This is a genomic window from Pseudomonas sp. Sample_21 (assembly GCF_004307525.1).
In the GTDB taxonomy this organism is placed as follows: domain Bacteria; phylum Pseudomonadota; class Gammaproteobacteria; order Pseudomonadales; family Pseudomonadaceae; genus Aquipseudomonas; species Aquipseudomonas atacamensis.
Genome location: NZ_RCNZ01000002.1, coordinates 1 through 12,761, shown reverse-complemented (window position 1 = coordinate 12,761; position 12,761 = coordinate 1). Strand labels below are relative to the sequence as shown.

Here is a 12,761-nt window from a genome sequence, read left to right as displayed (position 1 = left end):
AAGGTAACCCAAAAGGCTTGCTCCTACGTTCGGCCCTCGCAGGCTCGGGTTCCTTTGCTCCGGGATCGACCCGGGCGCAGCGGCTACGGTTTGCTTCGCTGCACCTCCTTCCGCTGTGTTCGACTTCGTCGAACGGTCGCTGCGCTCCCACACCCGGATCAATCCCTCCACTCAGCCTTCCGACGTCGCCGGTGGAACAAGATCAACAGCAGGCGAGCTGACACTCGGCCTATTGAGTGGTGAAGAGCGGGTGTTCGGCGTTATTTTTGTTGTGGATTTGCCCCTCACCCCAGCCCTCTCCCCGAGGAGAGGGGGCTGATTTGTGTGCTTTTCAAATCCTGAGTTCGACTCGGAGTTTCACGTTGGCGTATCTCCCCCAAACACCTCGGTCAGTCCCCTCTCCCTCTGGGAGAGGGTTAGGGTGAGGGTTTGCTTTTTGGCTGTTTAAATCCGCTGCGGAACAGCCAGAACCTTCCCACAAGGTTTTCAGGTTGTCCGTCGGACGTGCGCTCTCTAGGCTTGGGTCGTCGCTGGTTGTTCAGCGATCGGGTGTGAGAACCCGACATTCATAGTCATTCAGTGCCCAGATCCGCATAATTGCCGCCAGCAAGTTTGCTGCCTGCAAGTGCGTTATGGCGGCTCTGTGCGGGCGGGCTTATGTCCGGCCGGGTGCCTATGACCGGTTTTCTCACCCCGCACAAAGCTGCCACCTCTTCGCCGTGTGAGAAACGGCATCGAGATGGCTCAACCTCATAGGTGAAGCGCATGAGCAAACCAGTCCCCGACCCACCCGAAGAAACCTCAACCCCCCTCGAAGCCGCGCTGCGCGCCGACGATCTCGCGAAGAACCGCGAAGCCATCAAGCGTGCCCTCGATTTCTATCTCTGCCCGCCACCCGGCAAACCCCATCCGCCCGGCACGATGTTTCTGGTCCAGCCCGACATCGACACCGAAAGCCTGCTGGCTCACGCCTGTGAGTCCCTTGCTTCAGCCAATACGCTGGCCAGCGATTTCGCCGATCAGCTCGGTCGTCCGCAGCGCAATACGGCGCTGGCGATTCAGCAGATCATCATGCTGGCGGAGCTGGCGGTGAATCGGGCGCTGGATCGGGTTGATCCGCAGGCTTGAGTCCGCGTCATCGTTCTTCGCGAGCAGGCTCGCTCCCACATTCAAATGCGTTCAACCTGTGGGAGCGAGCCTGCTCGCGAAAGCGGTGGATCATTCACTACAAAACCCAGGCACAAAAAAACCGGCAACCATTTACTGATTGCCGGTCCTTCATTCAGCCAAGCTTAAATCACTGCATCAACACTTCAATCGAGCCATCGGCGGTCATGCTGACCTGGCTGGTGCCGGCTTCGACCTCAGGCGTCACCGGCGCGGAATCCATGGCTGCGGCTTTCATCATCATCGGCGCGCGCAGGTACGGTTGTGGGTAACCGTTGCTGTTGAGGTTCAGGTTGACGATTTTATAACCCTTGCCGCCCAGGGCGTCGGTGGCCAGTTGGGCGCGGGTCTTGAAGGCAGTGACGGCTTCTTTGAGCAACTGGTCTTCGCTGGCCTTGCGGGTCGGGTCGGCGATGGCGAAGTCCATGCCGCCCATTTTCAGGTCGGTCAGCAGCTCGCCGGTGAGTTTGGACAGGGCGGCGAAGTCGGTGCTTTCCAGGCGCAGTTCGGCGCGTTCGCGCCAGCCGGTGATTTTCTGGCCTTTGGTGTCGTAGATCGGATAGCTGTTGCGGCTGCCCGTGCGCAAGGTGATGTCTTTGACTTGTTTGGCCTGGGCGGTGGCCTTGTTCATGGTGGTGCTGATGGCGGCGGCGAGTTTGGCCGGGTCGGTGTTCTGCTCTTCGGTATAGAGCGTCACGATCATCTGGTCGCGGGCCACTTCCTGGCTGACTTCGGCGCGCAGGGAAATCTGGTTGTAGTGCAGCTCATCGGCGGCCAGCGCCGGGAGGCTGGCGACGCTGCCGACGGTCAGGGCGAGGAGGGCGGCGCTGCGGCGAAATGTGTGCATGAAGGCTCCTTGAATGAGGCGCAGGTGATGGGTCGCGGCCTGCGTGAACCATCAGACTCTAACTTCTATGATCCGGTTCGCCCAGTTACAACTTCTATACAGATACCTGCGCGCAGTGGGGAGTGCTTCTGTGGCGAGGGGATTTATCCCCGTTCGGCTGCGCAGCAGTCGCAAATCCGGCTGATGCGGTATGTCTGGTTAAATGAGGTCGCATGATTTGGGGGCGGCTCCGCCACCCAGCGGGGATAAATCCCCTCGCCACAATTGATGTCCAATAGCCCTCGGAATCTTCTTCAACTCAGATGAATTCTCCATCGTCGCCATGTGGTCGTTTGCCGCACTTTCGCCTCTGAACCCCGCGCGTTGGTTATACTCCGTGCGATCCGCCTGGAGCGCTCATCAGGAGAGCTCATGCTCGCCCCCGTACAACTGACTTCCGCCACTCGCCAGAACCTCTGGCGGCTGACTTTCATCCGCACCCTGGTGCTCGCCGCGCAGGCCGGGTCCGTGGGCCTGGCCTACTGGCTGCAATTGTTGCCTTTGCCGTGGGTGCAATTGGCGATGACCCTGGGCTGTTCGATTCTGCTCTGCGTATTCACTGCCGTGCGCCTGCGCACATCGTGGCCGGTGACCGAGCTTGAGTACGCGCTGCAACTGGCCTGCGATCTGGTGATTCACAGTGCGCTGCTGTATTTCTCCGGCGGTTCGACCAACCCGTTCGTTTCCTATTATCTGGTGCCGCTGACGATCGCGGCGGTGACGTTGCCGTGGCGTTATTCGGTGATTCTGTCCGGTATCGCGCTGGCGCTGTACACGCTGATGCTGACGCGTTTCTATCCGCTGGAAACCCTGCCGGTCGCCCGTGAGAATCTGCAGATCTACGGCATGTGGCTGAGCTTTGCCCTGGCTGCTGCGGTCATCACGTTCTTCGCCGCGCGTATGGCTGAAGAGCTGCGCCGGCAGGAAGAATTGCGCGCGATTCGCCGCGAAGAAGGCCTGCGCGATCAGCAGCTGCTCGCCGTTGCGACCCAGGCCGCCGGTGCGGCGCATGAGTTGGGTACGCCGCTGGCGACCATGAGCGTGTTGCTCAAGGAAATGCAGCAGGATCACCCCGATGCGTTGCTGCAGGATGATCTGAAAGTGCTGCAGGATCAGGTCAAGCTGTGCAAGGAAACCTTGCAGCAACTGGTCCGCGCCGCTGAGGCCAATCGGCGTCTGGCGGTGGAGATGCAGGACGTTACCGACTGGCTCGACGAGGCGTTGAACCGTTGGCACCTGATGCGCCCGGAAGCCAGTTACCGCTTCCAGCGTCTCGGCCAGGGGGCGGTGCCGCGCATGGCGCCGCCGCCGGATCTGACCCAGGCTTTGCTGAATCTGCTCAATAACGCCGCTGACGCCTGCCCGGAAAATCTCCAGGTGACGCTGGACTGGGACGCAGAGACTTTGACCATCAGCATTCGCGACCACGGCGCCGGTGTGCCGCTGGCCATCGCCGAGCAGATCGGCAAGCCGTTTTTTACCACCAAGGGCAAAGGTTTCGGCCTGGGCCTGTTTTTGAGCAAGGCCAGCGTGACACGCGCCGGCGGCTCAGTGAAACTCTATAGTCATGAGGAAGGCGGCACGCTCACCGAGCTGCGCCTGCCCCACGGCGCCCGAGGAGACCAACATGAGTGACGAAATCCAAGTCGAAGGCGAAGAACTGCCGCATCTGCTGCTGGTCGACGATGACGCGACCTTCACCCGCGTCATGGCCCGCGCCATGGCCCGCCGCGGCTTTCGCGTCAGCACTGCCGGTTCTGCGGAAGAAGGCCTCACCATCGCCCAGGCCGATCTGCCTGACTACGCCGCGCTGGACCTGAAAATGGACGGCGATTCCGGTCTGGTTCTGCTGCCCAAGCTGCTGGAACTCGATCCGGAAATGCGCGTGGTGATCCTCACCGGTTATTCGAGCATTGCCACGGCAGTCGAGGCGATCAAGCGTGGCGCCTGCAACTATCTGTGCAAACCCGCCGATGCCGACGACGTGCTGGCCGCGCTGCTGTCCGAGCATGCCGACCTCGACAGTCTGGTGCCGGAAAACCCGATGTCGGTCGATCGCCTGCAATGGGAGCACATCCAGCGCGTGCTCACCGAGCACGAAGGCAACATTTCCGCCACGGCCCGCGCGCTGGGCATGCACCGCCGCACCTTGCAGCGCAAATTGCAGAAGCGTCCGGTTCGTCGCTGAACCTGCGCTGAACGACTATCGCCAGCCCTCGCGATAAAACGCGCCGATCATCTATGATCGGCGCGTGTCCGTTCTTTTTACTATCGAGCCTTATCCATGAATCAGAACGCTGAATATTCCGCGGTCAACGATGCTGTGCGCGGGCAGTTTTTTCGCAAAGTCTGGGCGATGACCACGCCTTACTGGCGCAGCGAAGAGAAGGGCAAGGCCTGGACGTTGCTGATTGCCGTAATTGCGCTGACGCTGTTCAGCGTAGCGATCTCGGTGTGGATCAACAGTTGGTACAAGGATTTCTACAACGCTTTGCAGAGAAAGGATGAAGCCGCGTTCTGGCAGTTGATCCTGTATTTCTGCGGCATCGCGACGGTGGCGATTCTCGGCGCGGTGTATCGCTTGTATCTGACGCAGATGCTGACGATCCGCTGGCGGGCTTGGCTGACCGAAAAGCACTTCAAGCGCTGGCTAGACCACAAGAATTACTATCAGCTGGAGCAGGGCGGTTATACCGATAACCCCGACCAGCGGATTTCCGAAGACCTCAACACTTACACCGCCAACACCCTGAGCCTGGGCCTCGGGCTGCTGCGCACGATTGTCAGTCTGGTGTCGTTCTCGATCATTTTGTGGGGCGTGTCGGGCAGTATCGAAGTGTTCGGCATCGAAATTCCCGGCTACATGTTCTGGTGTGCGCTGTTGTATGCGGCGGTGGGCAGTTGGCTGACGCATTTGATCGGTCGCCGTCTGATCGGTCTGAACAACAAGCAACAACGCTTCGAAGCAGACCTGCGTTTTTCCATGGTGCGCGTGCGTGAGAACGCGGAAAGCATCGCCTTGTACAACGGCGAACCGAATGAGAACCGCCGCCTGAGCAACCGCTTCGGGCTGGTCTGGCACAATTTCTGGGACATCATGCGCGTGTCCAAGCGCCTGACGTTCTTCACCTCCGGTTACGGTCAGATCGCAATCATTTTCCCGTTTGTCGTCGCCGCACCGCGCTATCTGTCCGGCAAGATCGAACTGGGCGAGCTGATGCAAATCAACTCGGCGTTCGGCAACGTGCAGGAGAATTTCAGCTGGTTCATCACCGCCTACTCGGATCTCGCCGCGTGGCGCGCCACCTGTGATCGTTTGCTGAGTTTCCGTCAGGCCATGAGCGACAACGAACAACGCACCCCGGCCATCGACGTGCAGAATCAGGGCAGTGAGTTGCAGGTGCACAACCTCGGCCTGGATCTGGCCGATGGTCGTCACCTGCTGACCGACGCTGACATGACCGTTGAGCCGGGTGAGCGCGTGATGCTCAGCGGCCGTTCCGGCAGCGGCAAGTCGACATTGCTGCGGGCGATGGGGCATTTGTGGCCGGCGGGGCACGGCAATATTCGTTTACCGGCGGCGCGTTATCTGTTCCTGCCGCAGAAGCCTTATCTGCCGATCGGCACATTGCGTGAAGCGTTGAGTTATCCACAGCCGGGCGATACCTACGCGCTGGAGCGTTATGCACAGGTGCTGGAAACCTGTCGTCTGCCGCACTTGGTTGGGCGGCTGGATGAAGCCAATCACTGGCAGCGCATGCTCTCGCCGGGCGAGCAACAACGCCTGGCCTTCGCCCGCGCGCTCCTTTATGCACCGCAATGGCTGTACATGGACGAGGCTACATCGGCGATGGATGAAGAGGATGAGGCGACCTTGTATCAAGCGTTGATTGACGAGATTCCGGGTCTGAGCATCGTCAGCGTCGGTCACCGAAGCAGTTTGAAACGATTCCATCCACGGCATGTGCGGATCGACAGCGGTCGTCTGGTCGAACAGGCCATAACTGTCTGAACACTCACCTGTGGGAGCGAGCCTGCTCGCGAAGGGGCCGTCTTGGTCGACGAATCTGTCGTCTGAACCACCGCTTTCGCGAGCAGGCTCGCTCCCACAGTGGGGTAATGTAATCTGCCCAGTGATCGTACAACTCGCTTGAGCTATGATGGCGCCAAGCCGAACTTTCGAGACAAGATGCAGACCATGGAAAAGCTGATCGACACCCCGCGCCTCCCCCGCAAGCGCCGCAGCCTCGCCCAGGAATTGGTGACGGTGTTGAGCGAGCAGATCCGTGATGGCCTGCTCAAGCGTGGCGACAAATTGCCCACCGAGTCGGCAATCATGGAAGCCCATGGCGTCAGCCGCACCGTGGTCCGCGAGGCGATTTCCCGTCTGCAGGCCGCCGGTCAGGTGGAAACCCGCCACGGCATCGGCACCTTTGTTCTCGATACGCCGAGCCCGAGCGGTTTCCGTATCGATCCGGCCACCGTGGTCACCCTGCGTGACGTGCTGGCGATCCTCGAATTGCGCATCAGCCTCGAAGTCGAATCCGCCGGCCTTGCCGCGCAACGCCGCAGCCCCGAGCAACTGGCAACCATGCGCGCCGCCCTCGACGCCTTGAACGAAAGCGCCTCCCATGCCAGCGATGCGGTGTCGTCGGACTTCGCTTTCCACCTGGAAATCGCCCTGTCCACCGGCAACCGCTACTTCACCGACATCATGACCCACCTTGGCACCAGCATCATTCCACGTACGCGGCTGAACTCGGCGCGTTTGGCTCATGATGACCAGCAGCACTACATGGGCCGCCTGAGCCGCGAGCACGAGGAAATCTACGACGCGATTGCCCGTCAGGACTCCGATGCCGCGCGTGCGGCGATGCGTCTGCACCTGACCAACAGCCGCGAAAGACTGCGCCAGGCCCATGAAGAGGCGCAGGCGCAGGGGTGATGTTGTCAGAGTTCGAGATAAACCTTCTGCTTTTCAGACGGTGCAGTATTACCAGATGATCTCTGCACGCTATAGCTCAATGTAGCGATGGCACCCGGCTCAAATTTTTCTGCAAAGATTTTTTTCGCAATATTGAATACAAATGAGGCATCGGTGGGTGATTTTACTTCGAGCTCCTGCTTATCTTGGTTCCCTGTGGAAGTGCTCACCTCGAAGATGACCTTGTCTCCCTCCATAACATCTGGGTACGACTCGACGATGCCGTGAGCAGGGTCAACCAAATTATGGATGTAAAGCTTGAGTTTCCCGTCATGCACGGTGGCTTCGAGAAGTTGAGGCGGGGCGAGGTTTGTTGCTTTTGGAGTCATGATTGAAATTCCTTTTATACCTAATCAAACCTTTTAATTCCGTAGTAATGACGCGCTACGATAGGGGCCGGTTCGCTATCCCCTGCGGTCATTAGCTCAGTTACGCCCCTTCTTGCGCACCTGTTAGAAATACCAGTCCTGACCAACGGTCGTCACGCAAAGCGGCTACGTCTGGAAACGTGAAATGGTGATGAGAAACATCGTGTTCACGCCTCGATCCGCAACCTCAACGCCTGCGAATACGGCTCCATACTCGACTCATCGCGGAACTTGTAACGCAGCTCCACCTCGCGGTTCAGATACGGTTGCAGCGCCTCTTTCGGCAGTTGCACCTCGATGTCGAACAGCTTCTCCATTTCATCCTCGGCGTCGTCCCAGGCGCCAGTGTCCACCTCATCACCTTCCCATTCGGGTTCCTCGCCATCACTGCCGAGAATCGCGTAGACGCTCCAGTTCGCTGCGAAATCGCTGGAATCCGGCACCTGCACGGTGAGGATGTCCGGCAGTTGCGAGAGCTGAAGTGTCACGCAGTCGTCTTGCGCAGGGGCGACGTGGGTGAGGGTGGGGGCGGCAAAATGCATCGACATAGCGGCTTCCTTTGAGTGGTCCGCCACGATCCTTCGTGGCAGTCGACGTACTTTACGAGCCGCTGGTCCCCTCAGAATTAAACGAATCCAGACCAGATATTTCCGCGAGAAAATGCTTCAAGGACGGGCCTTCCAGCGATTTCCAGAAGCATAAACAGCGCTTTTGTCGGACAAAAAAGCCCTGCCAACGATGAAATGCAGTTGACGGTTACTTTTTAAGTTGTACGATGACCTACAACTTCGGCGAAGGCTGAACGGTCCACTCACAATAAAACGTTGCTACCAGGGTGTTCGAATAATGAATCCACAAGAACTGAAGTCCATCCTCTCTGCCGGCCTGCTGTCTTTCCCGGTGACCGATTTCAACGCGCAGGGCGATTTCAACCGCGCGGGCTACATCAAACGCCTGGAATGGCTGGCTCCGTATGGCGCTTCGGCTCTGTTCGCCGCCGGCGGCACCGGTGAGTTCTTCTCCCTGGCCGCCAGCGAATACTCGGAAATCATCAAGACTGCCGTCGACACCTGCGCAACCAGCGTGCCGATCCTCGCCGGCGTCGGTGGTTCGACCCGCCAGGCCATCGAATACGCTCAGGAAGCCGAGCGTCTGGGCGCCAAAGGCCTGCTGCTGCTGCCGCACTACCTGACCGAAGCGAGCCAGGACGGTGTTGCCGCCCACGTTGAGGCCGTGTGCAAATCGGTGAAGATCGGCGTGGTCGTCTACAACCGCAACGTTTGCCGCCTCAACGCGCCGCTGCTGGAACGTCTGGCCGAGCGCTGCCCGAACCTGATCGGCTACAAGGATGGCCTGGGCGATATCGAGTTGATGGTGTCGATCCGTCGCCGCCTCGGTGATCGGTTCAGCTACCTGGGTGGTTTGCCGACCGCCGAAGTCTACGCCGCTGCCTACAAGGCGTTGGGCGTGCCGGTCTACTCCTCGGCGGTGTTCAACTTCATCCCGAAAACCGCGATGGACTTCTACCACGCGATCGCTCGCGAAGATCACGCCACCGTCGGCAAGATCATCGACGACTTCTTCCTGCCGTACCTGGACATCCGCAACCGCAAGGCCGGTTACGCCGTGAGCATCGTCAAGGCAGGTGCAAAAATCGCCGGCTATGACGCAGGTCCGGTGCGTGCGCCGCTGACCGACCTGACCGGCGAAGAGTACGAAATGCTCGCCGCGCTGATCGACAAGCAAGGCGCGCAATAAACGAGAAAAGCGAGGCCGCTGAGCAATCAGCGGCTTTTTGCGTGAAGGCTTTTAGAGTTGAGGGCTGCCCTGTGACAACTGCAAAACGCTACGACAACTACATCAATGGCGAATGGGTCGCCGGTGCCGATTACTCGGCCAACATCAACCCGTCCGAACTCAGCGACACCATCGGCGATTACGCCAAGGCTGACCTGACCCAGGTCAACGCCGCCATCGACGCTGCTCGCGCTGCGTTCCCGGCGTATTCCACTTCGGGCATTCAGGCCCGTCACGATTCGCTGGATAAAGTCGGCACGGAAATTCTCGCCCGTCGCGAAGAGCTCGGCACGCTGCTGGCCCGTGAAGAAGGCAAGACCCTGCCGGAGGCGATCGGTGAAGTGACCCGCGCCGGCAACATTTTCAAATTCTTCGCCGGTGAATGCCTGCGCCTGTCCGGTGACTACGTGCCGTCGGTACGCCCGGGCGTCAACGTCGAAGTCACCCGTGAAGCGCTGGGCGTGGTCGGTCTGATCACGCCGTGGAACTTCCCGATTGCCATCCCGGCGTGGAAAATTGCTCCGGCCCTGGCCTATGGCAACTGCGTCGTACTCAAGCCTGCCGATCTGGTGCCGGGCTGCGCCTGGGCGCTGGCGGAAATCATTTCCCGCGCGGGCTTCCCGGCCGGTGTGTTCAACCTGGTGATGGGCAGCGGTCGCGTGGTTGGCGAGGCGTTGGTCAACAGCCCGAAAGTCGACGGCATCAGTTTCACCGGTTCGGTGGGCGTGGGTCGTCAGATCGCGGTCAACTGTGTTTCGCGCCAGGCCAAGGTGCAGCTGGAAATGGGCGGCAAGAACCCGCAGATCATTCTCGACGACGCCGACCTCAAGCAAGCGGTCGAGCTGTCGGTGCAGAGCGCGTTCTACTCCACCGGCCAGCGCTGCACAGCGTCGAGCCGTCTGATCGTCACCGCCGGCATTCACGACAAGTTCGTTGAAGCGATGGCCGAGCGCATGAAGTCGATCAAGGTCGGCCACGCGCTGAAAGCCGGCACCGACATAGGTCCGGTGGTTTCCCAGGCGCAGCTTGAACAGGACATGAAGTACATCGACATCGGCCAGTCCGAAGGTGCACGTCTGGTCAGCGGCGGTGGTGTGGTGACTTGCGACACCGAGGGCTACTTCCTCGCGCCAACCCTGTTTGCCGACAGCGAAGCGTCGATGCGCATCAGCCGCGAAGAAATTTTCGGCCCGGTGGCCAACATTGTTCGTGTGGCCGATTACGAAGCTGCGCTGGCAATGGCCAACGACACCGAATTCGGCTTGTCGGCCGGCATCGCCACCACCTCGCTGAAGTACGCCAACCACTTCAAGCGCCACTCCCAGGCCGGGATGGTGATGGTCAATCTGCCGACCGCCGGTGTGGATTACCACGTACCGTTCGGCGGGCGTAAAGGCTCGTCCTACGGCTCCCGTGAGCAGGGCCGCTATGCACAAGAGTTCTACACGGTCGTGAAGACCAGTTACATCGGATCGTAACCCCGCTGCACCCGCGCCGGGCCATCGCCTGAGGCCCTGCGCGGCACAAGACCAAAGAATGTTTTACCCGCATAAAAATAATCAGTGGGAGTACATCTGCATGCAATCCTCCAAGCCGACTCACGTCCGCTATTTGATCCTGCTCATGCTGTTTCTGGTGACCACGATCAATTACGCCGACCGTGCCACGATCGCCATTGCCGGCTCCAGCCTGCAAAAGGACCTTGGCATTGACGCCGTCACCCTCGGCTACATCTTCTCCGCATTCGGTTGGGCCTACGTCGCCGGGCAAATTCCCGGTGGCTGGCTGCTCGATCGCTTCGGCTCGAAAAAAGTCTATGCCCTGAGCATTTTCACCTGGTCGCTGTTCACCGTGCTGCAAGGCTTCGTCGGTGAATTCGGCATGTCCACGGCAGTGGTTGCGCTGTTCATGTTGCGCTTTCTGGTGGGCCTGGCCGAAGCGCCATCGTTCCCCGGCAACGCGCGCATCGTGGCGGCGTGGTTCCCGACCGCTGAACGCGGCACCGCTTCGGCAATCTTCAACTCGGCGCAATACTTTGCCACCGTGCTGTTCGCGCCGTTGATGGGCTGGATCGTCTACAGCTTCGGCTGGGAGCACGTGTTCATCGTCATGGGTATCCTCGGTATCGTGTTCTCGCTGGTGTGGCTGAAAGTCATCTACAGCCCGCGCGAACACCCACGGGTCAACGAGGCCGAGTTCAAGCACATCGCTGACAACGGCGGCATGGTCGACATGGATCAGAAGGGCAAGAAGTCCGACGGTCCGAAGTGGGATTACATCCGTCAGCTGCTGACCAATCGCATGATGCTTGGCGTGTATCTGGGCCAGTACTGCATCAACGGCATCACCTATTTCTTCCTGACCTGGTTCCCGGTGTATCTGGTGCAAGAGCGAGGCATGACCATTCTCAAGGCCGGTTTCATCGCTTCGTTGCCGGCGATCTGCGGCTTTATCGGCGGCGTGCTCGGCGGGGTGATTTCCGATTACCTGCTGCGCAAGGGCCATTCGCTGACCTTCGCCCGCAAGGCGCCGATCATCGCCGGCCTGCTGGTGTCGAGCAGCATCGTCGCGTGCAACTATGTTGAAGTGGAATGGATGGTCGTGGGCTTCATGGCTCTGGCATTCTTCGGCAAAGGCGTTGGCGCACTGGGCTGGGCGGTGGTTTCCGACACTTCGCCGAAACAGATCGCCGGTCTGAGCGGTGGCCTGTTCAACACCTTCGGCAACATCGCTTCGATCACCACGCCGATCGTGATCGGCTACATCATCAGCTCCACCGGCTCGTTCAAGTGGGCGCTGGTGTTTGTCGGCGCCAACGCACTGGTCGCGGTGTTCAGCTATCTGGTAATCGTCGGCCCGATCAAGCGTGTGGTGTTGAAAGAGCCGCCAGCCAAGGGCGGCAATGAAGCCACCGGCAATTTGTCTCAAGCGCATTCCTGAGGAGCGGCGTCATGCAGTTGATTGAACATTCCGACTCGCCGCGCTACATCCGCCTGCACGAGCGGGACAACGTTGTAGTGGTGGTCAACGATCAGGGCGTACCGGCCGGTACCGAGTTCGCCGACGGCCTGGTCACGCTGGATTTCGTACCGCAGAGCCACAAGGTCACCCTGGAGGATATTCCCGAAGGCGGCCCGGTGATTCGTTATGGGCAGATCATCGGCTACGCCTTGCAGCCGATCCGTCGCGGCAGTTGGGTCAAGGAAGATCAACTGCGCATGCCCACCGCGCCGCCGCTGGACAGCTTGCCGCTGTCCACCGATGTGCCGGATGCGCAGGCACCGCTGGAAGGCTTCACGTTCGAGGGTTATCGCAACGCCGACGGCACCGTCGGCACGCGCAACATTCTCGGCATCACCACCACCGTGCAGTGCGTCACCGGCGTGCTCGATCATGCGGTCAAGCGCATCAAGGAAGAGTTGCTGCCGAAGTACCCGCACGTCGATGACGTGGTGGCGCTGACCCACAGTTATGGCTGCGGTGTGGCGATTACCGCCACCGACGCCTACATCCCGATTCGTACCGTGCGCAATCTGGCGCGCAACCCGAACCTGGGTGG

The 12,761-nt window shown here is 60.0% G+C and carries 12 protein-coding genes; 9 read left to right on the top strand and 3 right to left on the bottom strand.

The genetic code is table 11. The annotated features are described in order from the left end of the window. The first annotated feature begins 765 nt into the window (after window positions 1-765). Window positions 766-1,128, top strand: coding sequence for a DUF6124 family protein (locus tag D8U71_RS00385; protein ID WP_130886930.1), 363 nt, complete (start codon window positions 766-768; stop codon window positions 1,126-1,128). Between the two features lie 169 nt (window positions 1,129-1,297). On the opposite strand, the gene D8U71_RS00380 is transcribed toward D8U71_RS00385, so the two are convergent. Continuing rightward, a complete protein-coding gene (locus D8U71_RS00380; protein ID WP_016771714.1) occupies window positions 1,298-2,014 on the bottom strand; it encodes an SIMPL domain-containing protein in 717 nt (238 codons plus the stop codon). Window positions 2,015-2,425: 411 nt separating this feature from the next. Here D8U71_RS00380 and D8U71_RS00375 point away from each other — a divergent pair, with 411 nt between their 5' ends. The 4 genes from D8U71_RS00375 (at window position 2,426) to D8U71_RS00360 (ending at window position 6,998) form a co-directional block, all read left to right on the top strand. Next, on the top strand, window positions 2,426-3,688 hold the full coding sequence (locus D8U71_RS00375) for an ATP-binding protein (RefSeq protein ID WP_016771713.1): 1,263 nt from the start codon (window positions 2,426-2,428) through the stop codon (window positions 3,686-3,688). After that, window positions 3,681-4,241, top strand: a complete 561-nt coding sequence (locus tag D8U71_RS00370; protein ID WP_003221630.1) for a response regulator transcription factor — start codon at window positions 3,681-3,683, stop codon at window positions 4,239-4,241. The genes D8U71_RS00375 and D8U71_RS00370 overlap by 8 nt, the downstream gene beginning before the upstream one ends. Before the next feature lie 96 nt (window positions 4,242-4,337). After that, complete coding sequence (locus tag D8U71_RS00365; protein WP_110646343.1) at window positions 4,338-6,065, top strand: ABC transporter ATP-binding protein/permease; 1,728 nt, start codon at window positions 4,338-4,340, stop codon at window positions 6,063-6,065. A gap of 186 nt (window positions 6,066-6,251) precedes the next feature. Continuing rightward, window positions 6,252-6,998 carry a FadR/GntR family transcriptional regulator gene (locus tag D8U71_RS00360; RefSeq protein WP_024011597.1) on the top strand — a complete coding sequence of 249 codons (747 nt, stop codon included), beginning with the start codon at window positions 6,252-6,254 and terminating at the stop codon, window positions 6,996-6,998. 5 nt (window positions 6,999-7,003) lie between these two features. Here D8U71_RS00360 and D8U71_RS00355 read toward each other — a convergent pair whose 3' ends face one another. Together D8U71_RS00355 and D8U71_RS00350 are read right to left on the bottom strand one after the other, a co-directional pair. Beyond that, the gene (locus tag D8U71_RS00355; RefSeq protein ID WP_130886929.1) at window positions 7,004-7,366 is read right to left on the bottom strand and encodes a hypothetical protein; all 363 of its coding nucleotides are present in this window, start codon (window positions 7,364-7,366) and stop codon (window positions 7,004-7,006) included. Window positions 7,367-7,572: 206 nt separating this feature from the next. Further along, window positions 7,573-7,953 carry a hypothetical protein gene (locus D8U71_RS00350; protein ID WP_130886928.1) on the bottom strand — a complete coding sequence of 127 codons (381 nt, stop codon included), beginning with the start codon at window positions 7,951-7,953 and terminating at the stop codon, window positions 7,573-7,575. Window positions 7,954-8,251: 298 nt separating this feature from the next. Here D8U71_RS00350 and kdgD point away from each other — a divergent pair, with 298 nt between their 5' ends. The 4 genes from kdgD to D8U71_RS00330 form a co-directional block, all read left to right on the top strand. Further along, complete coding sequence (gene kdgD / locus D8U71_RS00345) at window positions 8,252-9,163, top strand: 5-dehydro-4-deoxyglucarate dehydratase (protein WP_016771708.1); 912 nt, start codon at window positions 8,252-8,254, stop codon at window positions 9,161-9,163. Window positions 9,164-9,234: 71 nt separating this feature from the next. Next, window positions 9,235-10,680, top strand: coding sequence for an aldehyde dehydrogenase family protein (locus tag D8U71_RS00340; protein WP_016771707.1), 1,446 nt, complete (start codon window positions 9,235-9,237; stop codon window positions 10,678-10,680). A gap of 100 nt (window positions 10,681-10,780) precedes the next feature. Then, complete coding sequence (locus D8U71_RS00335) at window positions 10,781-12,142, top strand: MFS transporter (protein ID WP_051600602.1); 1,362 nt, start codon at window positions 10,781-10,783, stop codon at window positions 12,140-12,142. A gap of 11 nt (window positions 12,143-12,153) precedes the next feature. After that, the coding region (locus tag D8U71_RS00330; protein WP_177434868.1) for a UxaA family hydrolase at window positions 12,154-12,761 on the top strand (608 nt) is incomplete at its 3' end.

Excerpts from the sequence above, each read along its gene's own strand:
- D8U71_RS00365 (WP_110646343.1), top strand. The coding sequence starts at position 4,338 with ATGAATCAGAACGCTGAATATTCCGCGGTCAACGATGCTGTGCGCGGG.
- D8U71_RS00360 (WP_024011597.1), top strand. The coding sequence starts at position 6,252 with ATGGAAAAGCTGATCGACACCCCGCGCCTCCCCCGCAAGCGCCGCAGC.
- D8U71_RS00350 (WP_130886928.1), bottom strand. The coding sequence starts at position 7,953 with ATGTCGATGCATTTTGCCGCCCCCACCCTCACCCACGTCGCCCCTGCG.
- D8U71_RS00370 (WP_003221630.1), top strand. The coding sequence starts at position 3,681 with ATGAGTGACGAAATCCAAGTCGAAGGCGAAGAACTGCCGCATCTGCTG.
- D8U71_RS00385 (WP_130886930.1), top strand. The coding sequence starts at position 766 with ATGAGCAAACCAGTCCCCGACCCACCCGAAGAAACCTCAACCCCCCTC.
- D8U71_RS00375 (WP_016771713.1), top strand. The coding sequence starts at position 2,426 with ATGCTCGCCCCCGTACAACTGACTTCCGCCACTCGCCAGAACCTCTGG.
- kdgD (WP_016771708.1), top strand. The coding sequence starts at position 8,252 with ATGAATCCACAAGAACTGAAGTCCATCCTCTCTGCCGGCCTGCTGTCT.
- D8U71_RS00380 (WP_016771714.1), bottom strand. The coding sequence starts at position 2,014 with ATGCACACATTTCGCCGCAGCGCCGCCCTCCTCGCCCTGACCGTCGGC.
- D8U71_RS00355 (WP_130886929.1), bottom strand. The coding sequence starts at position 7,366 with ATGACTCCAAAAGCAACAAACCTCGCCCCGCCTCAACTTCTCGAAGCC.
- D8U71_RS00335 (WP_051600602.1), top strand. The coding sequence starts at position 10,781 with ATGCAATCCTCCAAGCCGACTCACGTCCGCTATTTGATCCTGCTCATG.